Origin of the sequence: Brevibacillus composti, assembly GCF_016406105.1 — a bacterium.
GTDB classification, from domain to species: domain Bacteria; phylum Bacillota; class Bacilli; order Brevibacillales; family Brevibacillaceae; genus Brevibacillus; species Brevibacillus composti.
Genome location: NZ_CP066308.1, coordinates 1,866,580 through 1,892,805 on the forward strand (window position 1 = coordinate 1,866,580; position 26,226 = coordinate 1,892,805).

The window sequence follows — 26,226 nt, forward strand, 5'->3', positions numbered from 1 at the left end:
AAAAAGTGGATTTAACAGGGAGGTCATCCGAATGAAAAAAATGCTTGGCACGATATTGCTTACCACACTCATGTCCGTCAGTTTGGCAGGCTGCGGCTCGGGCGAAAAAGGCCCAGCCTCGCCGGAAGCGGCGAAACCCTCCGGCTATCCTGAAAAGCCGATCGTCATCGTGGCTCCATCCGGAGCGGGCGGGGGATGGGATATGACTGCCCGATCGACCGCCAAAATTCTCTACGACACCAAGCTCGTCGATCAGACGATTACGGTCGAGAACCGGCCGGGCGGTGGCGGGGCCGTGTTCCTTGCCGAATATATGGCCAAGGATACGAAAAACCCCTACAAGCTGTTTGTCAGCTCGCCTCCGATCATCATCGACAATAACAAAAAAGAGGGGAACAACCCGTATGGGTACAGAGATGTCACTCCGCTCGCCCAGCTGACCAAGGATTTTGGCGCTTTCGTGGTCAGAAGCGACTCGCCGATCCAGGATATGCAGGGCGTGATCGATGCGGTCAAGAACGACCCGACCAAGGTGACCATCGCCGGCGGCTCTTCACCAGGCTCCATGGACCATCTGATCGCCATCTTGCCTCTGTACAAGTCCGGCGTCGATCCCAAAAGCGTCAAATACGTCTCCTATGAAGGCGGGGGAGAGGCGATGACAGCCCTGCTCGGCGGAAATGCGGACGTCATCGCTACCGATGCTTCGGGTGTGGGCGAATATATGAAGGCAGGCAACATTCGCGTGCTGGCGGTTACCTCTCCGGAGCGCCTTAGTGGAGAACTGGCGTCGATCCCTACGCTGAAGGAGCTCGGCCTCGATGCGGAATTCACCATTTGGCGCGGCCTTTTTGGTCCCAAAGAAATGCCGAAGGAAGCACTCGCCTATTGGGATGAGAAATTGAAAGCCCTTTCGGAAAAACCAGAGTGGCATGAAGAGTTGAAGACGCGCGGCTGGGAAGCACAATATCTGAACTCGGAACAATTCGTGGAGTTTCTCGGCGAGCAGGATCAGTTGATCACGGAAATGCTGAAAGCGCTTGATATGGCGAAGTAAGTGTTTTTTCCGGAATAAAGGGGGCAGGGGGGAAAGGAGATCGACCTTCTCTCCGCCCCTTCAAGGCTTAGGGGGGAGAGGTATGAATAAACAGTTTGATCGGTATAGCAGTCTCTTTTTTGCCATTCTCGGCCTTGGATTTGTTTATGAAAGTCAATTCATCTCCAAAAGCTCGTATGGAAGCAATGTCGGACCGGATATATTTCCGCTCGGCTTGGGACTGGTTCTATGCATTCTCAGCCTGCGTCTCTTCTATGAGACCTTTGGCTACAAACAGGAAAAGAAAGCGGGCACATCCTTTGATGTAAAGCGGTTCTCAGGAATTCTTGCCGTGTTTGTCCTCTACGCTCTCACGCTCGAGGCGCTGGGCTATGTGATCAGTACTTTTCTCTTTCTGTTCATCGCGTTTCAGTTGATGGAGAGAGGAAATCTGGGCAAGACAGCGATGGTGGCGGGCATTTTTTCCGGCGGCGTTTACTATGTCTTCGTCAACGTCCTGGAAGGTTCTTTACCCGGCTTTCCTGAGTGGTTGATAGGGTAGGAGGGGAGAGGAATCATGGGTACACTACACTTTCTCGCGGACGGCTTCTCGATCGCTCTCCAGTGGCATAATCTCGTGTTTGCGTTTTTGGGCGTGCTGATCGGCACAGCCGTCGGCGTCCTGCCCGGCATCGGACCGATCAGCGGGGTGGCGCTGCTGATTCCGGTGACGGCCACGTTGACCAGCGGGCTGGGACCGGAAGCCGCAGCGACCAGCGCGATCATTTTGCTGGCCGGGGTGTACTACGGAGCGATGTACGGAGGCTCCACGACATCCATTTTATTGAATACGCCCGGCGAGTCCTCCTCAGTGGTGACGACGCTGGATGGCTATCAGATGGCTCGGCAGGGCAGGGCGGGAGCTGCGCTCTCGATTGCCGCGATCGGCTCTTTTATCGCAGGTATCGTCGCCCTGATCGCGCTCGTCTTTCTGGCGGAGCCCCTGTCCAAGCTGGCGCTGCAATTTGGCCCGGCGGAATACTTCTCGCTGATGATCCTCGGGCTGTGTGCAGTCAGCGGACTGGCAGGCAAATCGATGACCAAATCACTGATCATGACCGTGCTGGGGCTGCTTCTGGCGACGATTGGCATGGATACGGTATCGGGCGTGGCGCGGTTCACGTACAACATCCCGATCCTCTACGGCGGACTGGAGTTTCTCACGCTGGCCGTCGGTTTGTTTGCCTTGAGCGAAGTCTTCAAGAATATACTGGAGCCGAATCAGGACGGCGAACTGGCCAAAATCGAGAGAATCCTGCCGACCAAAAAGGATTTGAAAGACAGCGCCGCGCCGATCGCCCGAGGGTCGATTCTCGGCTTTTTCATCGGGATCCTGCCTGGTGCGGGCGCGATTGTCGCTTCCTTCTTTTCGTACATCCTGGAAAAGAAGATCAGCAAGAATCCGGAGAAATTCGGCACAGGCGCGATTGAAGGAGTGGCGGCTCCGGAGTCGGCCAACAACGCCGCATCCGGCGGGGCGATGATCCCGCTGCTGACGCTGGGCATTCCCAGTACCGGCACGACCGCTGTTCTCATGGGCGCTTTTATCATGTACAATGTGCAGCCGGGCCCGATGCTGTTTACCGAGCATCCGCAGATCGCCTGGGGCGTGATTGCCAGCATGTTTGTCGGAAACATGATGCTGCTGATTCTCAACCTGCCCTTGGTCCGCATTTTTGTCAAGATCATCGAAACCCCGAGAAAATTCCTGCTTCCGATGATCCTGGCCATTTCCGTCTTCGGCGTATACGCTGTCCAGGCCACCACCTTTGATTTAATCCTGCTGATCGCCTGCGGTATCGCCGGCTACTTTCTGGCAAAGAATGACTTTCCGCTGGCGCCGATCGTCTTGGGGCTCGTTCTCGGTCCGATGATCGAAAACAATTTGCGCAGGGCGCTGACGGCCTCCAACGGCGATTACCTGGTTTTTTTGCAAAAGCCGATCTCCCTTTTGTTCCTCAGCCTCGCCTTGCTGTGGATCATCGTTCCACTGCTGCTGAAGCTGCGGGGAAAAAATGTCCTGGTGAACGACGAGTCCTGACGAGAAGGGGAGAAATGCCCCTTTGATCAGATAAAAAGCAACCCCCACTGCATGATCGCAGTGGGGGTTTTCGCGGTCGCTATTGGCCGATGATGATCCGTTCTTTTGGATAGTGATAGGAAACCGCATAGTCGTCTTTTTTCAAGAAGAGCAGCAGGTTGATAATCCCGATCCGTCCGATCACCATCATGAGAATCAGGATCAATTTGCCCGCGCTGCTGAGCTCAGGGGTGATGCCCATGGACAAACCCGTCGTACCAAAGGCGGAACAGACCTCAAACAGGACCGGGGCGAGCGGCAACCCCTCGATCCACATCAGCGAGATGACTGCCGTCAGCACCAGCACGATGGCGACGAAAAAGACGATAAACGAGCGCATGATATCTTCGTCGACCAGCTCTCTGCCGAATACTTTTACATCTTTTCGGCCCCGCATGTAAGAGGCGACGGTGACGACTAGAACAAAAAGAGTCGTCGTCCGAATCCCGCCCCCTACACTGCTGGGAGAGGCGCCGATAAACATCAGGATGGAGAGAACCATCACCGTCGGCGTGGTCAGGATGCTGCTGTCCATCGTCGACAGCCCGGCGCTGCGCGTGGTCACTGATTGAAACAGGGAGTAGAAGAGCGATTCATGCCAGCTCTTGCCTTGGAGAAAAGCCTCTCTTTCAAACAGGAAAAAAAGCAGTGTCCCCAGCACAATCAGCAGAAAAAAGGTAATTGTTGTAATTTTTGTGAATAGGGAAAAGGTGAATCTTCGCCCCACTCGGCGATGAGCCAGCCAATTCCGCAGCTCGATCAGGACAGGGAAGCCCACAGCACCGCAAAGAATTAATCCCATGATGATCGTCTGCAGGATGTAATCATGGGAAAAATCATGCAAGGAGTTGCCGTAGATGTCAAAGCCGGCATTGGTAAACGCGCTGACTGCGGCAAAAAAGCCGTAATAAAACGCTTCATACCAGTTCTGGTGATAACCGGCGATGAGAAAATAACTCCCCAGCAGGATCGTTCCTGCCACTTCAATCACGACAGCGAGGACGAGGATGTTTCGCATCAGTTCCACCAACCCCGCCAGAGTCGGCCGGTTGTGGTCGGTCGCGATCCACTTGCGATACTCCAGTCCGATCCGCTGCCCGAGCATCATCCAGAAAAATGTGCCCAGCGTCATGATGCCGATCCCGCCGATTTGAAAGAGCAGCGCGAGCAGGATCACCCCCCGTTGGTTAAACACCTCGTGGATGGTAACCACATTCAGACCCGTTACGCTGATCGCGCTGGCCGCGGTAAACAGCGCATCGATAAAGGAAAGATGGACGCCAGGAAGCTGGAAAAAAGGCAGCCAGAGCAAAAAGGAAGCGATCAGTACACTGGCCACATACAAGAAAACAATGATTTGAACGGAACTAAACTTTCTTTTGTTAAAGGTGAGCGTCAAAAAAAACGGCCTCCTGATCAAGTTTCATACCGGTTATCATACCGAAATCTAGGGCAACTTGCAAAGAAAGTCTTTCACCGCTCGCTCCAATGACAAGCAGGCTGGCCGGAGAAAAAGCAAATCGATGCTTATTCTCTACAGCCAGCCTCGGAGCGGACAGGCGGATTTACTTCCCGGCCGCAATCCGTGCACCGGTAATGTCCGCGCATCAGCAAAGAGCAGCGTCCAGCACGCCAGCGCATCGGCAATACCAGTGCGTCGGCAATACCATCTCATCAGCACATCAGTTGCTTGCAGATTGCCTCTAGCACATCAGCCACTAGCACATCAGGGGCGCAGCCATTCGTCCCCGGCGTCCGACTCAGGCGGCTGATGTTCCTCGAGGATCTGACGGATCTCCCCCGTGTCTCCTTTGGCGTTAATCCATTCGACCAGTTGCTGCAGTCCTGCTACTTCTTCCTCTTCTGAGCCGGGTTCTGCAGGAAGCGGTTCTTTCATCGGAGCACCTCCGCATGTAATCGATTACCTGTTAGCATGCGCCGCCCAAGTGAAAAATATCATCGCTGCCACAGGTGCATACTGAAAAGTAATCCGGCAAACCGGAAAAATCACGCGCAGGAGGAAATCCATGTCCAAAAATAAAAATGTCGATCTTCACAAACAGAGCAGTAAGGGGAAACCGGCAGAGGTGCAGCCGCAAACCGGCCAAGCCGATCGTGCGGACAGACAAAACAAACCCACCCAGGCCTGAACCAATTTGCCCGCGCTCTGGGTTTTTTGAAACCAAGGTGGACCTCATCCGTATTTCCTACATAAGACATTACATTGCAAGCAAACCAGGGAGGGCATCAGGATGATCGTAACCACAACCAGTACGTTGCAGGGAAAAGAAGTAGAGGAGTATCTCGACATCGTTAGCGGCGAAGTTATTTTAGGCGCCAATGTCGTTCGAGACTTTTTGGCCGGCATCACCGACATTATCGGGGGGCGCAGCGGCGCGTATGAAAACAAGCTCGCGGAGGGCAGGGAAATGGCCTTGCGCGAAATGAAGGAAAAGGCGCGAGCGCTGGGGGCCAACGCCGTCATCGGGGTCGACCTTGATTTTGAGACCCTGCGCGAGGGCATGATGATGGTCATTGCCACAGGGACGGCCGTCCGCGTAAAATAAGACATTTTTATTGGACGCCGGCAGGGGCAACTGCGGCGAAAACAGCAGCTTTTCGCCATAGCCCGCCGTGCATGCAGCGAGGGAACCGGACATTGGTTTGTGTCCGGTTTCTTTTTTATCCTTTACTCCGTATAGCGAATAGGTCTATGCTATAAAATAGAAGGAATATTTGGACAGTTGGGGAGGACGAAAATGACCGTATCACGCATGATCGCAGAACTAGCGGAAAAAATAAATGCCAATCCCGCTGGTTTGGATGGACTTTCTGCCGTGTTCCATTTTCATTTGAAGGAGAGCGGTCTCTACCAAATCAGTTTTGCCGGGGATTCCGTATCTGTAGCCGAAGGCGGCCCCGATCAAGCGGCCTGCTCCTTGGAGATGTCCGATTCCAGCTTCATCAAGCTGGTGACAGGCGAGCTGAATCCGACCACGGCTTTTATGATGGGAAAGATCAAGGCCAAGGGAAATCTGGGACTCGCGCTAAAATTGCATGCCGTCCTGCAGAACTATCGGTAGTTTTTATAAAAGACATGAGATGTCCGAAGAAATGCTGGTTCAGGCGGACATTTCCTGGTTTGACAGAATAGGACTGGTCAATGGCTAAACCGTTCGATAGAATAAGTCAAATGAACCAGTCGCAAAAATGAGGAGAACTATGCACGATTTCTGTACATTTTCGGCGAACGTGAAACATATTGACGAACAATCGGTTCACTTTGATTTGTACCACCAGACCAAAAAGACTCCGCTCGTTCGCGAGCCGCTGAAGCCCGAAGTCACCCTGTCCCGTCATTACTTCGACTATCTGATCCGCAGCGGGGTTTTGGAAGTGGAGGCCGGTGGAGACTATACGCCTGGCGAATCGGTTTCGGCTTCTGTCGGGATGAATATCCGCTCCTTGGGAAGCAATGTGCTGTTTGATATGTGCTTCTCGCCACAGACCTACAAATTATGGCAAAACACCGATGAGGAGATCACGGATCTCTCGCTGCCGGCGGATCTTTTCGAAGAGTATGTATACCGCCTGGGAGCGATCAGCCGGTTTCGTTACTTGGGACGAGTAGATGACCCGGCCATGGCCATCGAGCTGGGAGAGAGCGATCGGATTGAGTTTAAGCAGGACTTTCTCCTCTCCAAGAGCGGCATGATCAAAACGATTGTGGCCTTCGCCAATTCCAACAACGGGAATCTCTTTTTGGGCATCTCGGACGAAGGTGAAGTTGTGGGAATCGATCATGAGCTGGAACAGTACGGAGATCCGGACAAATACGTGCTCGCGATCACCCAATACATACAGGACAAAACGGTGCCAATCTTGAGCCCTTTTCCCAAAATCAGCCTGCAAAAAGTACAGGATAAATACGTCGTCGCCATCTTCGTTGAAATGGGATCGGAGCTTATTTGCGGATTGGACAAAAACAATGAAAAATATGTAGCTATCCGAACGAACAACCGCTCGGTCGTAGTCAAAGATCCGCATCAAATCAGTGAAATCTACGTGAAGCGCAAGCTGGGCAGCGAAATCAGCCGTCGATTGGGGCTTCTGTGAAGGAATCATCAGGAAAGCGAACGCGATGGGGAGGTACCTGCATGAAAGCGATACTGGGTAAGTATCTGTTTCCATTGTTAATGGCCAGTCTGATCTTGACTGGGTGTGCGGAAAATATTCAGGGACAACCCGCTGACATGAAAAAGCGGATCGATGAAGAACTCGGAGCCATTGAGAGAATTACCGTCCTGTCTACCGACGGCGTGGAAGTCCCGCTGGAGCTGACCGCCTTTCTGAAAGAACTGCCGGAGCAGGGGAAAGACCTGCAAAAGTCAGATCAGCCGCTCGCGCAAGACGACATCAGATACACGCTGGTTCTCTACCGGGCCAAGCTGGCACCGCTGGTAGTTGAGATCGGCGAGCAGGCCAGCCAGTTCGGGGGAGATACCTACAGAGGCCAAGGCGCGGTCAGGTTTTACCAGTGGATTCACCGCCTGGCAGGGGCGGGGCTGTTGTCCGGCTCCTATCGTTCCGTGGTGCTCTCCGCCGTCGATTTGAACCAGACGATCACCCTGGACAAAGAGCAGACCGCTGTTTTCCAGGAGGCTTTTTTGGCTGCCGAACCGTTGATGGAAAAGAATTGGCAACAGTACCCGCTCTATCCCTATTACCAGATGCGCGTGGATACAGGTGAAAGGATGCTGGAGGCCACTTTGCTCACGCCGACCTTGATCGCCATTCCGTTCGGTCGGGAGACGCAGTACTACCGCGTGCCAGGAGCGCTCTTCTCGAACTTTACCCAGTGGATGCCGCCGCGAAAAATGACGGATCGTGCGTTTCAGCAGCTCTTTCAAGCGAGCGCCATCCGCCTGATTGGCACGGGAGACCAGCAGCAGGGAGCGATCGAACAAAAACCGACAGAAACGACGGTGGAGCAAGGCATGGCTCATCAGAGCGTCCGCCTCCTGCAAAACAGCATCGAGCTGGATCAGGAGCCGAAAAATCCGGGGCAGGAAAAGTACCAGCTTTCTTTTGCGGTGGGAGAGGCCCTCCATACGGTATACTTGTACGACCGTCATTTTCGATACCAAGGCAAGTGGTTTGCGCAAGATCAGCTTGAAGAAAAAATTTTGCGCTTGCTCGGCACAAAAAAATAAGCTGGATTTTCATGTTCCACCCCTTTTATGGCCACGATAACAGTGAAGAAAACAATCATGACACTACCACTTTTGCGATTTTTGTCGTAGAATAGTCATGTTGCACTGATTGTGGCAGTTTTCTCATGCGCAAAAAAGGTTTGGGCGGGGGAACTGCTGATCTTTATCTGCCATAGGAGGATGGAGAATGAACATTCATGAGTATCAAGGCAAACAGATACTTAAACAGTATGGTGTGAAAGTTCCTGAGGGACGCGTTGCCTTCACTGTGGACGAAGCAGTGGAAGCGGCAAAAGAACTGGGCACCCAGGTCGTTGTCGTAAAAGCGCAAATTCACGCAGGCGGCCGCGGTAAGGCTGGCGGTGTAAAAGTTGCGAAAAACCTCGACGAGGTACGTACATACGCCCAAGAGATCCTCGGAAAAGTTCTGGTGACCCACCAAACAGGCCCAGAAGGAAAAGAAGTAAAGCGCCTGCTGATTGAACAAGGCTGCGACATCAAGAAAGAATACTACGTGGGGCTTGTTGTAGACCGTGCGACCGGCCGCGTCGTGATGATGGCATCCGAAGAAGGCGGTACCGAAATCGAAGAGGTAGCCGCACATTCTCCTGAGAAAATCATCAAAGAAGTAATCGACCCGGTTACAGGTCTGACTGCTTTCCAAGCGCGCAAACTGGCTTATGCCATTAACATTCCGAATGAACTGGTGAACAAGGCTGTCAAATTCATGATGGGCCTCTACCAGGCATTTGTGGACAAGGATTGCTCCATCGCTGAAATTAACCCGCTGGTCGTCACCGGAGACGGAGAAGTGATGGCACTGGATGCCAAGCTGAACTTCGACAGCAATGCGCTGTTCCGTCACCCTGACATTCAGGAACTCCGCGACCTGGACGAAGAAGATGAAAAGGAAATCGAAGCTTCCAAATTTGACCTCTCCTACATCGCGCTGGATGGAAATATCGGCTGCATGGTAAACGGTGCGGGTCTGGCGATGGCGACCATGGACATCGTGAAATTCTACGGCGGCGAACCGGCGAACTTCCTCGATGTTGGCGGCGGTGCGACCGAAGAGAAAGTAACGGAAGCCTTCAAAATTATCCTGAAAGACCCGAAAGTAAAGGGCATCTTCGTCAACATTTTTGGCGGCATCATGAAGTGCGACATCATCGCAAACGGCGTGGTGGGCGCTGCCAAACAAGTGAAGCTGGATCGTCCTCTGGTTGTTCGTCTGGAAGGTACCAACGTAGAATTGGGTAAAAAGATCCTGAACGAATCCGGTCTAAACATCGTCGCTGCCGAATCGATGGCAGATGGCGCTCAGAAGATCGTAGCGTTGGTAAAATAACAAACGATTCCTGGCGTAAGGGTTCGAAGAGATTTTCGAGCGGTATCTAACGTGATGAAAAAGGTGGGAACTATACGCGATGAGCATTCTCGTGAATAAAGACACAAAAGTCATTACCGTAAACATTACTGGTGCTACAGGTCGTTTCCATGCTCAAGGAGCAGTGGAGTACGGCACGAAAATGGTCGGCGGGGTTAACCCGGGCAAAGGCGGCATGGAGGTAGACGGCATTCCGGTATTTAACACCGTGAAAGAAGCCGTGGACAAAACAGGCGCCACCGTTTCCGTGATCTACGTACCGGCTGCATTCGCTGCTGACGCGATCATGGAATCCGTTGATGCGGAACTGGATCTCGTTATCTGCATCACCGAAGGAATTCCGGTACTCGACATGGTGAAAGTAAAACGCTACATGGAAGGCAAAAAGACCCGTCTGATCGGTCCGAACTGCCCAGGCGTCATCACTCCGGGCGAGTGCAAAATCGGCATCATGCCTGGCTACATCCACATGCCAGGAAAAGTGGGCATCGTGTCCCGCTCCGGTACCTTGACCTATGAAGCGGTTCACCAAACCACGACTCGCGGCATCGGCCAATCCACGGCTGTCGGTATCGGGGGAGACCCGGTAAAAGGCATGGAGTTTATCGACGTGCTGGAGATGTTCAACGAAGACCCGGATACAGAAGCCGTCATCATGATCGGTGAAATCGGCGGTACCGCTGAAGAAGAAGCGGCCGAGTGGATCAAGGCGAACATGAAAAAACCGGTGATCGGCTTCATCGGCGGTCAAACTGCTCCTCCAGGAAAGCGGATGGGCCACGCTGGTGCCATTATCTCCGGCGGAAAAGGAACGGCTGCCGAGAAAATTGCCAAGCTGGAAGAATGCGGCGTTCGCGTAGCAAAAACGCCGGCGGTCATTGGAGAAACACTGGTTGAAGTGCTGAAAGAGCGCGGCTTGCTCGAGAAAGTCATGAGCAAGTAAGCAAAAGCGAATACAACGCCTTTTTAAAAAGAAGGGACAGGCTGTGGCCAGCCCCTTCTTTTTGCTTTTCTGTTCCTGTCGAAAGAACGGTGTGACAAAAAACGCGGTTAAAATTGCGACAACAGCCGCGGTAACCATCGCGATCACCAGCGCGGCCAAGTTTTCTAGTGCCCCGCTCTGTCTCTCGCTACAATACATGCAGATGAACAGAGGGGGAGGAGTCCTGATGATGATGACGAAGCGAACGGATAGAGAACGGGAAGAACTGGGCTGGTACTGTGCGCTGCTCGGTGTGCCGGGGCTGGGGAGAAAAAAGCTGCGCGAGCTTTATCATGCATACGGTTCGTTTGCGGTGGTGGGCAGAGAGTGGCGCCATGTCGCTGCAGAAAGCGCGCTGCCCGCAGCAGTGATCACGCGGGGCAATGCGTGCCTCGGCGAAGAGCGCGCTGCAGCGCTCCTCGGACAGCTGCAGCAAGCAGGCATCGGCGTGATCGGCTGCTGGGAAGCTGGATTTCCGCCTCTGCTCCAGGCGATTCCCGACCCTCCGCTCGCCCTCTTTTACAAAGGAGACTGGGGTTTGGCCGGGCGACCCGGCATCGGAGTTGTCGGCTCGAGAAGACCTACCTCCTACGGGCGCGCGGCCTGTACGCAGCTGGTCAAGCAGCTCTGCGAGGCCGGCGTCGTCATCGTCTCCGGCCTTGCGTACGGGATCGATGCGGATGCTCATCGGACGGCCTTGCGGGCAGGCGGTGCCACGATAGGAGTCCTCGGGTGCGGCATCGATGTCGTCTATCCCCCCATGCACCGCTCTTTGTTCCAGGAGGTAGAGAGAGAAGGCCTGCTGCTGTCCGAACATCCTCCGGGCGTGGCGCCGATCCCCGGTCTTTTTCCGGAGCGAAATCGCATTATCAGCGGACTGGCTCTGGGCGTGCTGGTCGTGGAAGCGGCAGAGCGGAGCGGCTCTTTGGTTACCGCCGATTGCGCGCTCGAACAGGGGCGGGAGGTGTTTGCCGTACCCGGTCCGATTTTTTCAGAAGTGAGCGCAGGGCCGCATAACTTGATCAAACAAGGTGCAAAGCTAGTAACAGGCATAGCGGATGTGCTGGACGAATTGTCGATGCTTCTGGCTCGCGACGAAGGTCGCAGGGAGCGCAGTCCCGCGGCTCCGCGTCAGATGCCTCTGGAGGAAGAGGAGCAGCAGCTGCTGTCCCAGCTCACCCATGAACCCGTCCATGTGGATGAGCTCCATGAGCGGCTTGCCGAGAGAGGGACGCCGTTTCACCTTTATCGCACGCTGCTGAAGCTCGAAAGCAAACAGGTGATTGCCAGTCTGCCGGGAGGATATTATGTAAGACGATAGTCTCCTTTTCTCACAGCCGTGCAGGATCAATGCCCGCTAGTGTTTGACAAATCGGATAAGCATATTTAATAATAGGGAGGATTCCTAACAGAAAGGGGAGGAAAAAAATGGCTGACACGCTAGTGATTGTTGAATCCCCGGCGAAAGCAAAGACGATTGGAAAATACCTGGGAAGCAAATATATAGTAAAGGCGTCCATGGGCCATGTGCGGGACCTCCCGAAAAGCCAGATGGGCGTTGACGTATCGCAACAATTCCAACCGAAATACATAACGATTCGAGGCAAGGGGGATGTCCTCAAATCCCTGAAGGATGCCGCGAAAAAAGTGAAGAAAGTCTATCTGGCGGCGGACCCGGATCGCGAGGGAGAAGCGATTGCCTGGCATCTGGCGCAGTATCTGGGTCTTGATCTGAACCAGCCGCTTCGCGTGGTATTCAACGAAATCACCAAGGATGCGATTAAAGAAGCCTTCAAGCATCCGCGCCATATCAATATGGATCTGGTCAATGCCCAGCAGGCGAGGAGAATTCTGGACCGTCTGGTCGGCTACAATATCAGCCCGATCCTGTGGAAAAAGGTTCGCAAAGGTCTCAGTGCAGGCCGCGTTCAATCCGTGACGGTGAAAATGATCATCGACCGGGAGCGCGAAATCCAGCAGTTTATCCCCGAAGAGTATTGGACGATCAGCAGCCTGCTGATGAGCAACGGCAAAACATTCGAGGCGAAGTTTTTCGGCATCGGCGACGAAAAACGAGAGCTGAAATCCGAAGCCGATGTAAAAGAAATCCTGGAGAAAATGGGCAAACATCCGCATGTCGTGCAAAAGGTAACGAAGAGGGAGCGAAAACGGAATCCGGCGCCGCCCTTCATTACCAGCTCGCTTCAACAGGAAGCGGCGCGCAAGCTCAACTTCCGCACTTCCAAGACGATGCGTATCGCTCAGGAACTGTACGAAGGGATTGATCTGGGCAACAAAGAAGGCACGGTCGGTCTGATCACCTACATGCGTACCGACTCGACCCGCGTCTCCGTCACTGCCCAAAACGAAGCAAAAGAATACATCCAGGAGCACTTCGGAAAAGACTATCTGCTGACAGAGCCGCGCACGGCGGCAAAAAACGAAAATGCCCAAGATGCGCACGAGGCGATTCGTCCCACCTCTGTCATGCGCTCTCCCGACCAGCTCAAAGAAGTGCTCAGCCGGGATCAGCTCCGCCTCTACCGGCTCATCTGGGAGCGCTTCCTCGCAAGCCAGATGGCTTCCGCTGTGCTGGATACCATGAGCGTGGATATCGATATCAACGGAGTCACATTCCGCGCGACCGGCTCCAAAGTCAAATTCCCTGGATTTATGAAGGTATATATAGAAGGAAGCGACGACAATAAAGAAGAGGAATCCTTCTTGCCGCCCATCGAGGAAGGCGAGACCCTCGGCGTCGAAAAAATCGAACCGGCGCAGCACTTTACGCAGCCGCCTCCGCGCTATTCCGAGGCCAGACTGATTAAGACGCTGGAGGAAAAAGGGATCGGCCGTCCGTCGACCTATGCCCCTACCCTGGAGACGGTGCAGAAGCGCGGCTATGTCGCGCTGGAGGAAAAGCGATTCGTCCCGACCGAGCTGGGAGAAATCGTCATCAGCCTGATCGAAGAGTTCTTCCCGGAGATTCTCGATGTCGAATTCACCGCCCACATGGAGTCGGACCTGGACGGCGTCGAGGAAGGTGTGGCGGATTGGGTTAAGGTGCTCGACCAATTTTACCAGGGCTTCGCCAAGCGGGTCGCAGTTGCGGAAGAGCAGATGGAAGAAGTGGAGCTGAAGGACGAGGAATCCGATGAGTCCTGCGAGCTGTGCGGCAGCGTCATGGTCTACAAGCTCGGCCGCTTCGGCAAGTTTTTGGCCTGCTCCGGCTTTCCGGACTGCCGCAATACCAAGCCGATCGTCAAAGATATCGGCGTAAAGTGCCCGAGCTGTGAAACCGGAATGATCGTCGAACGTAAATCAAAGAAGAGCCGCATTTTCTACGGCTGCAACCGCTATCCGGAATGCGATTTCGTATCCTGGGATAAGCCGATCGCCCGGCCATGCCCCAAATGCAGCAGCCTGTTGGTCGAGAAAAAACGGAAGAAACAAGGCGTCAGCGTCGTATGCACCAAATGCGATTACCAGGAAGAAGCCGATTCCTGAGGACGTGGAGGATAACAGCATGACAACACAACCATATGTAACCGTGGTCGGCGCCGGGCTTGCAGGCAGCGAAGCGGCCTGGCAAATTGCCGAATCGGGCGTGAGCGTCAAGCTCTACGAAATGCGCCCCAAAACGCAAACACCGGCCCATCATACCGATAAATTTGCGGAGCTGGTATGCAGCAACTCGCTGCGGGCCAATTCCCTGACCAATGCGGTCGGCGTCTTAAAGGAAGAGATGCGCCTTTTTGGCTCGGTCATCATCGGGGCTGCCGACAAGTGCGCGGTCCCGGCCGGAGGCGCTTTGGCCGTAGACCGGCATGAATTTGCCCAGTACGTGACGGATGCCGTGCGAAACCACCCGCTGATCGAGGTGATGACCGAAGAAATCACCGAGATACCGGAAGGCATCGTCGTGATCGCGACCGGACCGCTCACGTCCCCGGCACTCTCCGAGAAGCTGAAGGAACTGACAGGGGAAGAGTATCTCTACTTTTATGATGCGGCCGCCCCGATCATCGAACGGGATTCGATCGACATGGAAAAGGCCTTCGTGGCATCGCGCTACGACAAAGGGGAAGCGGCCTACCTCAATTGCCCGATGACCGAAGAAGAGTTTAACCGCTTTTACGATGCGCTGATCGAGGCAGAGGCGGTTCCGCTAAAGGAATTTGAGAAAGAAATCTTTTTTGAAGGCTGCATGCCTATCGAAGTGATGGCCAAGCGTGGCCGTCAGACGATGCTGTTCGGTCCCTTGAAACCGGTGGGTCTGATCGATCCGCGCACGGGCAAGCAGCCCTTTGCCGTCGTCCAGCTTCGGCAGGACAACAGCGCCGCTACGCTGTACAACCTCGTCGGTTTTCAGACCCATCTCAAGTGGCCTGAGCAAAAGCGCGTCTTTTCGATGATCCCGGGTCTGGAGAATTGCGAAATCATCCGCTATGGCGTGATGCACCGCAACACCTTCATCAGCTCGCCTAAGCTGCTTCGTCCGACCTATCAATACAAGGATCGCGACAGCCTCTTCTTCGCGGGACAGATGACAGGTGTGGAAGGCTACGTGGAGTCGGCGGCTTCCGGTTTGCTTGCTGGTCTGAATGCGGCTCGGCTGGCAAAAGGAGAGGAGCTTCTCGTCCTGCCGCCGGAGACGATTATGGGCAGCATGGCCCGTTATATCACGACGACGGACCCGAACAACTTTCAGCCGATGAACGCCAATTTCGGGCTCGTTCCCGAGCTGGGCAAGCGCATTCGCAACAAGCGGGAGAAGAACGAAAAACTGGCTGAGCGGGCGCTAGACACAATTCAGAATTTTACACAAAAAAGACACAATTAAGGTTGATATCTGATTTTTTCCTATGTTACTATATAGGTGCCTTCGAGGAGGGTGCGTGTGAGATGGACAATGAGCAAAAAATATCCAATGAAATTGAGTCGTTCATCCAGTATTTGCGCATTGAAAAAAATGCCTCTTCTCTGACGGTGAAGCTTTACGTGGCAGATATCAGCGAATTCGTCGCCTTTATGGAACAGCACCAAATCCCTGTATTTGCTGCTGTTTCTTATTTGCATGGCCGTTCCTTTCTCGCGCATCTGGCAAAGAAAGGCTTATCTCGGCGCAGCATCGCCCGCAAGCTGTCCAGTTTGCGCAGCTTGTTTCGCTATCTGGTGAGAGAAGGTCATTTGACGCAGAATCCGTTTCAAATGGTATCGACACCCAAACTGGAGAAAAAACTGCCCTCCTTTTTGTACCCATACGAAATCCAGTCGTTTTTTGACCTGCCTGACACTACGACCCCACTTGGCATGCGGGATTTGCTCATCTTTGAGCTTCTATATGCAAGTGGGATTCGCGTGTCGGAGCTGGTAACACTAAAAATGGATGCAGTAAACATCAGCTTGGGGGTCGCGCTTGTCTACGGCAAAGGGGCAAAGGAGAGATATGTTCCCGTCGGCAGTTATGCCTGCGACGTTCTTCGGCAATACCTAGAATATGGAAGAAAACAGCTTTTGGCCGACAAACAAGACCATGGGTATCTGCTGCTCAATTATCGCGGGGAACCGCTCTCTGATCGGAGTGTCCGCCGCATTGTGGACAAATACGTGGAAACACATGCACTCAATCTTCGTGTCTCCCCGCATACGTTCCGCCACACATTTGCTACCCATATGCTAAACGGGGGGGCAGATTTGCGCACAGTGCAGGAATTGCTCGGTCACGTCAATATCTCGACTACCCAAGTGTACACACATGTGACGAAGGAGAGGTTGCGCCACGTCTACGACGCAGCCCATCCGCGCGCGGGTCAGTCCCGTCCAGGATCGGCCGGTAGTACATAAGCGGGAGGAATCTGAAATGGGACAGTTTCACGCAACAACGATTTTTGCCATTCATCACAATGGGGAAGCGGCCATGGCTGGCGACGGACAAGTCACGTTCGGCAACAGCATGGTAATGAAGCACGGTGCGAAAAAAGTAAGACGACTCTATCGCGGTGAGGTGCTGGCCGGTTTCGCCGGATCAGTGGCCGACGCGATCACCCTGTTTGAAAAGTTCGAAGGAAAGCTGGAAGAATACCACGGCAACTTGCAGCGGGCAGCCGTTGAGCTGGCCAAGGAATGGCGGATGGATAAGATTCTGCGCCGACTGGAAGCGATGATGATCGTCTGCAACAAGAACCACTTGCTTTTGATTTCCGGCAACGGGGAAATCATCGAGCCTGATGACGGAATCCTCGCAATTGGCTCCGGCGGGAGCTTTGCGCTGGCTGCCGGCAGGGCGTTAAAGCGGTACGCGCCCCACTTGAGCGCCAGAGAGATTGCCGAAGCCTCCTTGCGAACAGCCGCAGAGATATGCGTATTCACCAATGACAATCTGGTCGTCGATGAGATGAAGTGAAGGGAGGACTCCTGGTGTTGAACCTTGAACAACTAACCCCGCGTGCGATTGTCGAACATCTGGATAAATACATCGTCGGGCAAGGTCAAGCGAAGAAGGCGATCGCCGTCGCTCTGAGAAACCGCTACCGCCGCGAACGGCTGCCGGAGCAGATCAGAGAAGATGTGATCCCGAAAAATATCCTCATGATCGGTCCGACCGGTGTGGGGAAAACGGAGATCGCTCGCCGAATCGCCAAGTTGACAGGTGCCCCGTTCATCAAAGTGGAGGCGACCAAGTTCACCGAAGTGGGCTATGTCGGACGCGACGTGGAGTCGATGGTCCGCGATCTCATCGAGGCGGCGATCCGCACGGTCAAGCAGGAAAAGATGGAGGCTGTGAAGGAAAAGGCCGAAAAATTGGCCAACGAAGCCATCGTACAGATTCTCGTACCGTCCAAAAAGCAGCAGCACTCCTTCAAAAACCCGCTCGAGATGCTGTTTGGCGGTCAACAGCAGCAGCAGAACACCCCGGAGCCGGATGACGTCTCTCTCGAGCAGCAGCGCCGTCAAGTGGCCTGGCAGCTGGCTGCCGGTCAATTGGAGGAGCAGATGATCGAGATCGATGTGGAGGATCAAGCGCCATCGATGTTTGACATGTTCCAGGTGCCGGGGACCGAGCAAATGGGAATGCAAATGCAGGACATGCTCGGAAATCTTCTGCCAAAACGAACGAAGAAGAGAAAATTGCGAATAAAAGATGCGCGCAAGGTATTAATCGGGCAGGAAGCGCAAAAACTGGTGGATATGGATGAAGTGACGCAGGAGTCGATCCGTCGCGCGGAAAATCACGGCATTATCTTTATCGATGAAATCGACAAGATTGCCGGCAAAGACGGCAGGGGACCGGATGTATCCCGCGAAGGGGTGCAGAGAGACATCCTGCCGATCGTCGAAGGCTCGACGGTGATGACGAAGTACGGGCCAGTGAAGACTGACTATATTTTGTTCATTGCTGCGGGAGCGTTCCATATCGCCAAGCCATCCGACTTGATCCCGGAGCTGCAAGGTCGATTCCCGATCCGGGTGGAGCTGACCAGCTTGCGTGTAGAGGACTTTGTTCGGATCCTGACCGAGCCGAAAAATGCCTTGCTGAAGCAATACATCGCACTTCTCGAGACCGAAGGAATCCGCGTTGATTTTACGCCCGAAGCCATCCAGGAGATTGCCCGCTTGGCTGCGGAAGTAAACCAGTCGACGGACAACATCGGTGCAAGGCGACTTCACACCATGTTGGAAAAGCTGCTGGAGGACCTGTCGTTCGAGGCCCCGGACATCCACTTGGAAGTCGTCCAGATTACGCCCGAATACGTGCGTGAAAAACTTGGCTCGATCGTCGGTAACAAGGATTTGAGCCAATACATTCTCTAATAGGAAAGAACGATTATAACGATGGTCAAGTAATTTGACTGGGAGGAAACCAGAATGGATTTGTTGTCGAAAACGAGAAGAATTAACCGACTGCTGCAAAAGTCAGCAGGTCATGCGGTCAACTTTAGCGAGATGGCCCAAGTGCTCAGCGATGTCATCGAGGCCAATATCTTCGTCGTGAGCCGCAAAGGCAAACTGCTTGGATTTGCCATCCATCAAGAGGTGGACAATGAGCGCATTCGCAAAATGCTGGAAGAGCGCCGTTTCCCCGAGGAGTACAGCCACGGTCTGCTCAAGGTGGAAGAGACCTCTGCCAACCTGGACGTAGACAGCCCATATACGATTTTCCCTGTGGAGATGAAAGAGGTATTCCGCACAGGCTGGACGACGCTGGTGCCGATCATGGGCGGCGGAGACCGCTTGGGCACGCTGATTCTGGGCCGCGTCAATAACCAGTTCGTCGACGATGACCTCGTTCTCGCGGAAGTAGGGGCGACAGTTGTTGGGATGGAAATTTTGCGTGAACGCTCGGAAGCCATCGAGGAAGAAGCGCGCAGCAAGGCTGTTGTGCAAATGGCGATCGGCTCCCTCTCCTACAGCGAGCTGGAAGCCGTGGAGCATATTTTTGAAGAGCTGGAAGGCAAAGAAGGTCTGCTGGTAGCCTCTAAGATCGCCGATCGCGTAGGCATTACCCGCTCCGTCATTGTGAACGCTCTGCGCAAGCTGGAGAGTGCAGGGGTAATCGAGTCCCGCTCTCTGGGTATGAAGGGCACCTATATTAAAGTGCTGAATGAAAAGCTTCTGCCTGAGCTGGAAAAACTGAAAAGTTCATAAAAAAGTAGAATACCGCCAAGACCGGAAAGGAAAAAAAGAAGTTTACTTTCGGTGAAATCGGGGAAAAAAAGGGTGTAGCTCTCCATGCTGCACCCTTTTTTCTGGGCATTTGTACCTAGATGAATGTCGGAATAGAAAGAATAGAAGGTCAACACGCAAAAATTTTGTCGCAAGAAAAGTAGGAAATGCAAATATATGTAAGCATTTTGAACAAAAATTCCATTCTACTGACAGGATTAGGTAACATCAGGGATTTAGTCCCATTGAATCATTTTGCCAAATCTTATGCGAATAGGGCTTTTTTCGTCATACCAGTTTTGCTATGATGGAGTCGTATTCGATGTCGAATTAGAAGGAATTACCGGGAGTTTTGTGGAAATAAAGAGAAGTTGTGGAATGGGGGGAGTTGAAAGCATGCTGGTAAACAAAAATTTGGGGATATTGGAGCGTTCTTTGGACGCTGCCACTCTTCGACAAAGAACGATCGCCAACAACGTCGCAAACATTGACACCCCTCAGTTCAAAAGCAAACAAGTTGTGTTTGAAGACCTACTGCGACAAGAACTGACAGGGACATCCAGACAAAATTTGGAAGCCTATCGGACTGACCGCAGGCATATTCCGTTTGCTGGCAGCGGCGGAAAGGCCATGCCTATGGTCATGTCCAATCCCAACAACATAGTTCAAAACAACGGCAATGATGTAGACCTGGAATTCGAAATGAATGAGTACGCCAAAAACCAAATTTGGTACAACGGCTTGACGCAGATGACAGCGGGGTATTTCCAAAAATTGCGCAGCGTAATTGAAGGCGGAGGGAAGTAAGCATGAGTATGTTTCAAGGGCTTGATACGAGCGCATCCGCTTTGACTGCAAACCGGCTGCGACTCGACACGATTGCAGCAAACGTGGCCAATGCAAATACGACCCGGGCGACACAGGTAAACGGGGTGTGGCAGCCCTACAAGCGAAAAATGGTCGAGCTGTCTCCCAAAGCACCGAGCCAATCCTTTGACAGCATCTTGCAGGGAGCGATCGGCATGATTGGAGGGAAACCGGAACAAGGCGTGAGAGTCACCGCCATCCGCGAAGACAACACGCCGTTCAAACGCCTGTATGACCCGACACATCCGGATGCGGATGCCGACGGCTACGTCCTGATGCCGAATGTGGACATCATGAAGGAAATGGTGGACATGATTTCCGCTTCGAGGGCTTATGAGGCAAACGTGACGATTCTGAACGGCGCCAAGAGCATGATGATGAAAGCACTTGAGATCAAGTAGGGAGAGGAGACGTAAACCATGGACATAAACGCGCTTTCCCGGATTGGCGGAGTGCAGCCGCAAATCCAGCCCAAAACCTATTCGGTGGATGAGGTGAGCAAATCGTTTTCCTCTTTTCTGTCCGATGCAATGACCCAGGTAAATCAGGCTCAGCTGGAGTCCGCTGACCTGACGGCCAAGTTTGCAGCCGGACAGATTCAAGACATCCATCAGGTGACGATTGCTGGACAGAAATCCAGCGTCATGCTGCAATTGACCATGCAAGTTCGCAACAAGGTGATCGAATCCTATCAGGAAATCATGCGAATGCCACTTTAATGTTTGGCGGTATCATTGGTGAGGTGAACCATGAACGAGCGTCTAGCAGTATATAAAGAACAAGCTTTGGCGAAATGGAACCAGCTGCCTAACAAACAGAAATGGATGATTTCCGGCATCGCACTCTTTCTCTTGCTTTCACTTGGCCTATACATATTTATCGCATCACAGCCCGTGTACAAGCCTTTGTACAACCAACGCTTAAGTGAACAGGAAATCGGAATCATCAAGCAGGAGCTGGACGGACAGAAAATTCCCTATCGCATCACGGACAACGGAACGAGCATCGAAGTCCCGGAAAAGGTTGCGCAGGATGTCATCGTCGATTTGGCAGCCCAGGGCATACCCAGTCAGGCAGGAATTAACGCAGAGATCTTTTCCAATACCTTGGGAGTAACGGACAGACAGTTCGACGTGATGAAAAAGGAAGCCCTGCAGCAGGAGCTCCGCAAAATGCTGGAGCGGGTAAAGGGTGTGCGCAGTGCGCAGGTTATGATCACGCTTCCCCAGGAAAGCGTCTGGGTCACAGAGACGCCTGAAGAGGCGACCGCTTCCGTCATCGTCGATGTAGAACCGGGAACCAGACTGGACCAAAAACAGATCAATTCCTTATACCTGCTGGTCTCGCGCAGTGTGCCAAAGCTGTCGCCGGAAAACATCACCATCTCCGATCAGTACTCCAATCTGCTGGATCGGACAGACGGGAATGAGACCGAGGGCAATCTGACAGCGTATGAGCAGCAAGAGCGGATCAAGGCAGACGTAGAGAAAAAAATTCAGCAAAATCTGTATACGCTGCTCGGCACCATCATGGGCAGGGACAAGGTCATTGTTCATACTTTTATTTCCATGAATTTCGACAAGGAAAACCGTGTTGAAAATTTGGTAGAAGCTCCTGACAAGGAAAATAACGAAGGTCTTATTATTTCTTCGCAAAGACTATCCAAAACATTTAGTGGACAAGGTGCCCCTCCAGGCGGGATTGCGGGAACCGGAGCCAATGACACACCTGGCTATCCCGGCAGCACGCCGCAGGGCAGCAACAGTCAGTACGAAGAACTGAACGACACGATCAACCGGGAAGTAAACCGGATCACGCGAAATATTTCGATGAGTCCCTACAAGATCGATGACATCACGATCAACGTCGGCGTCGAACCTCCTGAGGGGGGACAGCTCGACGAACAGACGATCGAAGGGATCAGGCAGGTTCTCCGTAATGTCGTTCGCGTCACGTTGAGCGACAAGGGCATCGAACTGACACAGGAAGAATTGGACAAGCATATTTCCGTTCTGCCTCGTCCGTTCTCCGGCAAAGTCACGGTTGAAAATACCGGCTTCCTCTCTCCGGCGCTGCTCTATGGCACAGGTGCGGTTGCTCTCCTGGCCCTCGGTGCTGTGGCGTATCTCATCTACCGCCGACGCAACCAGGCCAAACAGCAGGTGGAAGAGCTGGAAGATGCACTGCCGATGCAACCGATGGAAATACCAGATTTGGCTTACCAAGAGGACAGCGATCAGACAGTGGTGCGAAAACAACTGGAAAAATTGGCGCGCAGCAAGCCGGACGAATTCGTCGTATTGCTTCGTACATGGTTAGCTGAAGATTAAGGAGTGAAAGGGAATGGCTCGCGGCGCAAAAGAATTGTCCGGAAGACAGAAGGCTGCGATCCTGCTCATCTCTCTCGGGCCGGAGGTCTCCGCCCAGGTGTTCAAGCATCTGCGGGAGGATGAGATTGAGCAGCTTACGTTGGAGATCGCCAACGTACGAAAGGTAGACACCGACGAAAAAGACAAAATCCTGTCTGAATTTCATCAAATCGCGGTAGCCCAGGAAGTTATCGCACAGGGCGGGATTACCTACGCCAAGGAAATTCTGCAAAAGGCGCTGGGTGAAACCAAAGCGATGGATATTATCAATCGCCTCACCGCCAATCTGCAGGTTCGTCCATTTGACTTCGCCCGGAAAGCGGATCCCGGTCAGATTCTCAACTTCATCCAAAACGAGCATCCGCAGACCATCGCGCTCGTACTCTCGTATCTGGAGCCGCAGCAAGCAGCGATGATTCTCTCGGCGCTTCCACAGGACCGTCAGGCGGAAGTGGCCAAACGGATCGCCTTGATGGACAGCACATCGCCGGAGGTCATTACGCAGGTAGAGCAGGTGCTGGAGCAAAAGCTGTCTGCCACCGTTACGCAGGATTACACGCAGGCCGGCGGGATCGAAGCGATTGTGGCCGTGCTCAACGGGGTCGACCGCGGTACGGAGCGCACGATTTTGGATTCATTGGAAATTCAAGACCCGGAATTGGCAGAAGAAATCAAGAAGCGTATGTTTGTCTTCGAAGATATTGCGACGCTCGACAACCGGTCGATACAACGGGTCATCCGCGACGTGGAGAATGCAGACCTACAGCTTGCGCTTAAAGTGGCCAGCGAAGAAGTGCGAGAAGTTATCTTCCGCAACATGTCCAAACGAATGGCGGATACGTTCAAGGAAGAAATGGAGTTTATGGGGCCTGTCCGTCTGCGTGATGTCGAGGAAGCGCAGTCCCGTATTGTCGCGATCATTCGCCGCCTAGAAGAAGCAGGTGAGATCATCATCGCCCGCGGCGGAGGAGATGATATCATTGTCTAGGATTTTCAAGCTGTCTCATTACCAAACTTCGGAAGAGGCATTTCTCCTCTCCGTGAAGTCTCCGATTTTACAGACGGTAGAGACTGCGGAAAGGTTGCAAGAAAATCTGGAAAATGTAAAAAATGCGGAAGAAGAAGCGCAAATCATTCTCCAGGATGCCGAAGAAACCGCGCAGGGACTGCTTCTGGAAGCCAGAGAGCAGGCGGAAAAAATAAAGCGGGATGCCCAGGCTGAAATGGAAGAATGGTGGGAGAACAAAAGAAATGAGGCAGCCGTTCTCTTTTCCCAGACAGAGGAAGAAGCGAGAGAACAAGGCTATAAGGCCGGTCATCAGGACGGAAGGCAAGAGGCCTGGGAAGAAGTGCGAAATCAGGTGGAAGAAGCACGCAGCCTTCTCCAGTTCGCCTTTCAGGAAAAAGGTAGAATCATCGCGGAAGCCGAGCCGTTTTTGGTAGAGCTGAGCATTGAAATAGCAAGAAAAATCATCGGGCAGGATCTGCAAACCTCCCCCGAACGCGTTCTCGACATCGTCAAAAGCACGCTGAAGCGTTCACGCGTACATGGAGAGATCACGGTCTGCGTGCACCAGCGCCACTTCCCGTTCATCCAGGAGCACAGGGAGCAGCTGCTCGCCATTCTCGACGGACAGGCTGAGCTGCAGATCTACCCCGATCATACTGTGGATGAAGGCGGCTGTGTCATCCGAACGCCGCTGGGCAGTGTGGACGCGCGGATCGATACCCAGCTCACGGAAATTCGCCAAGCGCTGCTTGATCTCGCCAAGGGAAGTGAGGAAGCATGACGGTGCTCGATCTGGGAAAGTACAGACACGTCCTGCAAAACATCGATCCCGTCCGCGTCAACGGCAAGGTCACTCAGGTGGTGGGACTGACCATCGAGTCCCAAGGGCCGGAGGTAAAGCTGGGAGAAATTTGCCATATCTACGCCAGTCAGAGCCAGGAGCCAATCGCGGCAGAAGTGGTCGGCTTCCGTGAAAACAAGGTGCTGCTGATGCCGCTCGGTGAACTGACGGCAATCGGTCCGGGAAGCGATGTGGTCGCCACGGGACGCTCCCTCCACGTAAAAGTGGGGCCGGAGATTCTGGGACGCATCCTGGACGGGCTTGGCCGGCCGCTACAAGGGCAGCTGCCGGTGGGTCTGGCCTCCTACCCGACCAATAACATGCCGCCCAATCCGCTGCTTCGGCCCCGGATTCAGGAGCCGCTCAGCGTGGGGGTCAGGGCCATTGACGGACTGCTGACTGTGGGCAAAGGACAGCGCGTCGGGATATTCGCAGGCTCCGGCGTCGGCAAGAGCACGCTGATGGGCATGATCGCGCGCAATACGACGGCAGACATCAACGTCATCGGCTTGATCGGCGAGCGTGGACGCGAGGTCATGGAGTTTATCGAGCGTGATTTGGGGGAAGAGGGACTGAAGAGGTCCGTCGTCGTCGTGGCCACCTCCGATCAACCGGCGATGATCCGCATCAAAGGTGCGATGATCGCTACCTCCATCGCAGAGTATTTCCGCGATCGCGGGCTGAATGTCATGCTGATGATGGACTCGGTGACACGCTTCGCCATGGCCCAGCGGGAAATCGGCCTGGCGATCGGGGAGCCGCCCGCGACACGAGGGTATACCCCTTCTGTCTTTGCTCTGTTGCCAAAGCTGTTGGAGCGTGCCGGAACAGCAGACAAAGGGAGCATCACCGCTTTTTACACCGTGCTGGTAGACTCGGACGACATGAATGATCCGATCGCCGACGCGGTGCGCGGAATCCTGGACGGACACATCGTGCTGGACAGAAAAATAGCCCACAAAGGGCATTTTCCGGCAATCGACGTCATGGCCAGCGTGAGCCGCGTCATGAATGAGATTTGTACCAGCGAGCATCTGGAAGCGGCGCGTCAGCTCAAAAAACATCTGGCCATCCACAAAGAAGCGGAAGATTTGATCAACATCGGAGCTTACAAAGCGGGCAGCAACCGGGATATCGACCTGGCGATCCGCTACCGGGACGTCATTCGCGATTTTACCGCGCAGGGCACCCACGAGCCATCTGATCTCCATAACACGATCAAAGCGCTGATCACTCATTTTGGGGGAGTGAACTAGATTGAAAGTATTCCAGTTTCATCTCCAGAAGGTATTGGACGTGAAGGAAAAAGAGAAGGAACAGGCGGAATGGGCTTTCGGCAAATCGGTTCAGCGTAAAAACGAAGAAGAGTGGAAGCTGGGCAAACTGGAAGGCCTTCGGGAGCAAGCGACCGGAATGCTCCACTCGGCTCAGAGCCAATCCCAAACGGTCAGCATCTCTAGGCTCATGGAGATCGCCCGCTACCGGGAATCGGTCGATCGCTCCATTTCACGGCAAAAGGCAACGCTTTACGGTTGCGAGCAAGAGGTGGAGCGGTGTCAGCGCCGCTTGACCGAACAGATGAAAGAGACACAGCTCTGGCAAAAGCTGCGCGACAAGGCGCAAGGACAGTATCTTGAAGCGCTGAAACAGCGGGAACAAAAAGAGATGGACGAGATTGGCACACAGCTCTATCTTCGCAAAAGCAACTGATGGAG

Annotated in this window: 27 protein-coding genes; 24 read left to right on the top strand and 3 right to left on the bottom strand. The window is 53.6% G+C overall.

Annotated features, from left to right (window positions below; all coding sequences use genetic code 11):
- The first annotated feature begins 31 nt into the window (after positions 1-31).
- The 3 genes from JD108_RS09710 (at position 32) to JD108_RS09720 (ending at position 3,137) form a co-directional block, all read left to right on the top strand.
- The gene (locus tag JD108_RS09710) at positions 32-1,057 is read left to right on the top strand and encodes a tripartite tricarboxylate transporter substrate binding protein (protein WP_198829615.1); all 1,026 of its coding nucleotides are present in this window, start codon (positions 32-34) and stop codon (positions 1,055-1,057) included.
- A gap of 82 nt (positions 1,058-1,139) precedes the next feature.
- A complete protein-coding gene (locus JD108_RS09715; RefSeq protein ID WP_198829616.1) occupies positions 1,140-1,598 on the top strand; it encodes a tripartite tricarboxylate transporter TctB family protein in 459 nt (152 codons plus the stop codon).
- A gap of 15 nt (positions 1,599-1,613) precedes the next feature.
- Positions 1,614-3,137, top strand: coding sequence for a tripartite tricarboxylate transporter permease (locus tag JD108_RS09720; RefSeq protein WP_198829617.1), 1,524 nt, complete (start codon positions 1,614-1,616; stop codon positions 3,135-3,137).
- Positions 3,138-3,216: 79 nt separating this feature from the next.
- Here the strand turns inward: JD108_RS09720 and JD108_RS09725 are convergent, their stop codons facing one another.
- The 3 genes from JD108_RS09725 to JD108_RS09735 form a co-directional block, all read right to left on the bottom strand.
- Positions 3,217-4,575, bottom strand: a complete 1,359-nt coding sequence (locus tag JD108_RS09725) for a TrkH family potassium uptake protein (protein WP_198829618.1) — start codon at positions 4,573-4,575, stop codon at positions 3,217-3,219.
- A gap of 327 nt (positions 4,576-4,902) precedes the next feature.
- Positions 4,903-5,073 carry a hypothetical protein gene (locus JD108_RS09730; RefSeq protein ID WP_198829619.1) on the bottom strand — a complete coding sequence of 57 codons (171 nt, stop codon included), beginning with the start codon at positions 5,071-5,073 and terminating at the stop codon, positions 4,903-4,905.
- Between the two features lie 31 nt (positions 5,074-5,104).
- On the bottom strand, positions 5,105-5,362 hold the full coding sequence (locus tag JD108_RS09735; RefSeq protein ID WP_198829620.1) for a hypothetical protein: 258 nt from the start codon (positions 5,360-5,362) through the stop codon (positions 5,105-5,107).
- 66 nt (positions 5,363-5,428) lie between these two features.
- On the opposite strand from JD108_RS09735, the gene JD108_RS09740 reads away from it, so the two are divergent.
- The 21 genes from JD108_RS09740 (at position 5,429) to fliJ (ending at position 26,221) form a co-directional block, all read left to right on the top strand.
- Positions 5,429-5,743: a YbjQ family protein gene (locus JD108_RS09740; RefSeq protein ID WP_198829621.1), complete on the top strand. Its 315-nt coding sequence runs from the start codon at positions 5,429-5,431 to the stop codon at positions 5,741-5,743.
- A gap of 192 nt (positions 5,744-5,935) precedes the next feature.
- Complete coding sequence (locus JD108_RS09745; protein ID WP_198829622.1) at positions 5,936-6,259, top strand: SCP2 sterol-binding domain-containing protein; 324 nt, start codon at positions 5,936-5,938, stop codon at positions 6,257-6,259.
- A 139-nt stretch (positions 6,260-6,398) separates the two neighbouring features.
- On the top strand, positions 6,399-7,292 hold the full coding sequence (locus JD108_RS09750) for an AlbA family DNA-binding domain-containing protein (protein WP_198829623.1): 894 nt from the start codon (positions 6,399-6,401) through the stop codon (positions 7,290-7,292).
- Between the two features lie 41 nt (positions 7,293-7,333).
- Positions 7,334-8,389, top strand: a complete 1,056-nt coding sequence (locus JD108_RS09755) for a hypothetical protein (protein ID WP_198829624.1) — start codon at positions 7,334-7,336, stop codon at positions 8,387-8,389.
- A 187-nt stretch (positions 8,390-8,576) separates the two neighbouring features.
- A complete protein-coding gene (gene sucC / locus JD108_RS09760; RefSeq protein ID WP_198829625.1) occupies positions 8,577-9,737 on the top strand; it encodes an ADP-forming succinate--CoA ligase subunit beta in 1,161 nt (386 codons plus the stop codon).
- A 79-nt stretch (positions 9,738-9,816) separates the two neighbouring features.
- A complete protein-coding gene (gene sucD / locus JD108_RS09765) occupies positions 9,817-10,719 on the top strand; it encodes a succinate--CoA ligase subunit alpha (RefSeq protein WP_198829626.1) in 903 nt (300 codons plus the stop codon).
- A 226-nt stretch (positions 10,720-10,945) separates the two neighbouring features.
- Entirely contained in the window at positions 10,946-12,079 is a 1,134-nt protein-coding gene (gene dprA / locus JD108_RS09770) for a DNA-processing protein DprA (RefSeq protein WP_228728367.1), read from the top strand.
- 107 nt (positions 12,080-12,186) lie between these two features.
- Positions 12,187-14,265, top strand: a complete 2,079-nt coding sequence (gene topA, locus JD108_RS09775; protein ID WP_198829627.1) for a type I DNA topoisomerase — start codon at positions 12,187-12,189, stop codon at positions 14,263-14,265.
- A 19-nt stretch (positions 14,266-14,284) separates the two neighbouring features.
- A complete protein-coding gene (gene trmFO, locus JD108_RS09780) occupies positions 14,285-15,601 on the top strand; it encodes an FADH(2)-oxidizing methylenetetrahydrofolate--tRNA-(uracil(54)-C(5))-methyltransferase TrmFO (RefSeq protein WP_198829628.1) in 1,317 nt (438 codons plus the stop codon).
- A 62-nt stretch (positions 15,602-15,663) separates the two neighbouring features.
- Complete coding sequence (gene xerC / locus JD108_RS09785; protein WP_198829629.1) at positions 15,664-16,605, top strand: tyrosine recombinase XerC; 942 nt, start codon at positions 15,664-15,666, stop codon at positions 16,603-16,605.
- Between the two features lie 16 nt (positions 16,606-16,621).
- Positions 16,622-17,164 (top strand): ATP-dependent protease subunit HslV, encoded by a 543-nt coding sequence (gene hslV, locus JD108_RS09790; RefSeq protein WP_198829630.1) that lies wholly within the window; start codon positions 16,622-16,624, stop codon positions 17,162-17,164.
- Between the two features lie 14 nt (positions 17,165-17,178).
- Positions 17,179-18,573 carry an ATP-dependent protease ATPase subunit HslU gene (hslU, locus tag JD108_RS09795; RefSeq protein WP_323958416.1) on the top strand — a complete coding sequence of 465 codons (1,395 nt, stop codon included), beginning with the start codon at positions 17,179-17,181 and terminating at the stop codon, positions 18,571-18,573.
- 54 nt (positions 18,574-18,627) lie between these two features.
- A complete protein-coding gene (gene codY / locus JD108_RS09800; RefSeq protein ID WP_198829631.1) occupies positions 18,628-19,407 on the top strand; it encodes a GTP-sensing pleiotropic transcriptional regulator CodY in 780 nt (259 codons plus the stop codon).
- Positions 19,408-19,821: 414 nt separating this feature from the next.
- Complete coding sequence (gene flgB, locus JD108_RS09805; protein ID WP_198829632.1) at positions 19,822-20,232, top strand: flagellar basal body rod protein FlgB; 411 nt, start codon at positions 19,822-19,824, stop codon at positions 20,230-20,232.
- Between the two features lie 2 nt (positions 20,233-20,234).
- On the top strand, positions 20,235-20,693 hold the full coding sequence (flgC, locus tag JD108_RS09810) for a flagellar basal body rod protein FlgC (RefSeq protein ID WP_198829633.1): 459 nt from the start codon (positions 20,235-20,237) through the stop codon (positions 20,691-20,693).
- 18 nt (positions 20,694-20,711) lie between these two features.
- Positions 20,712-21,011 (top strand): flagellar hook-basal body complex protein FliE, encoded by a 300-nt coding sequence (gene fliE, locus JD108_RS09815; protein ID WP_198829634.1) that lies wholly within the window; start codon positions 20,712-20,714, stop codon positions 21,009-21,011.
- A gap of 30 nt (positions 21,012-21,041) precedes the next feature.
- The gene (fliF, locus tag JD108_RS09820) at positions 21,042-22,622 is read left to right on the top strand and encodes a flagellar basal-body MS-ring/collar protein FliF (RefSeq protein WP_198829635.1); all 1,581 of its coding nucleotides are present in this window, start codon (positions 21,042-21,044) and stop codon (positions 22,620-22,622) included.
- 13 nt (positions 22,623-22,635) lie between these two features.
- Positions 22,636-23,649, top strand: coding sequence for a flagellar motor switch protein FliG (gene fliG, locus JD108_RS09825; RefSeq protein ID WP_198829636.1), 1,014 nt, complete (start codon positions 22,636-22,638; stop codon positions 23,647-23,649).
- The gene (gene fliH, locus JD108_RS09830; RefSeq protein WP_198829637.1) at positions 23,633-24,451 is read left to right on the top strand and encodes a flagellar assembly protein FliH; all 819 of its coding nucleotides are present in this window, start codon (positions 23,633-23,635) and stop codon (positions 24,449-24,451) included. Before fliG ends, fliH begins: the two co-directional genes overlap by 17 nt.
- On the top strand, positions 24,448-25,767 hold the full coding sequence (gene fliI, locus JD108_RS09835) for a flagellar protein export ATPase FliI (RefSeq protein ID WP_198829638.1): 1,320 nt from the start codon (positions 24,448-24,450) through the stop codon (positions 25,765-25,767). Before fliH ends, fliI begins: the two co-directional genes overlap by 4 nt.
- A 1-nt stretch (position 25,768) precedes the next feature.
- Positions 25,769-26,221 (top strand): flagellar export protein FliJ, encoded by a 453-nt coding sequence (fliJ, locus tag JD108_RS09840; protein WP_198829639.1) that lies wholly within the window; start codon positions 25,769-25,771, stop codon positions 26,219-26,221.
- Positions 26,222-26,226 lie beyond the last annotated feature (5 nt).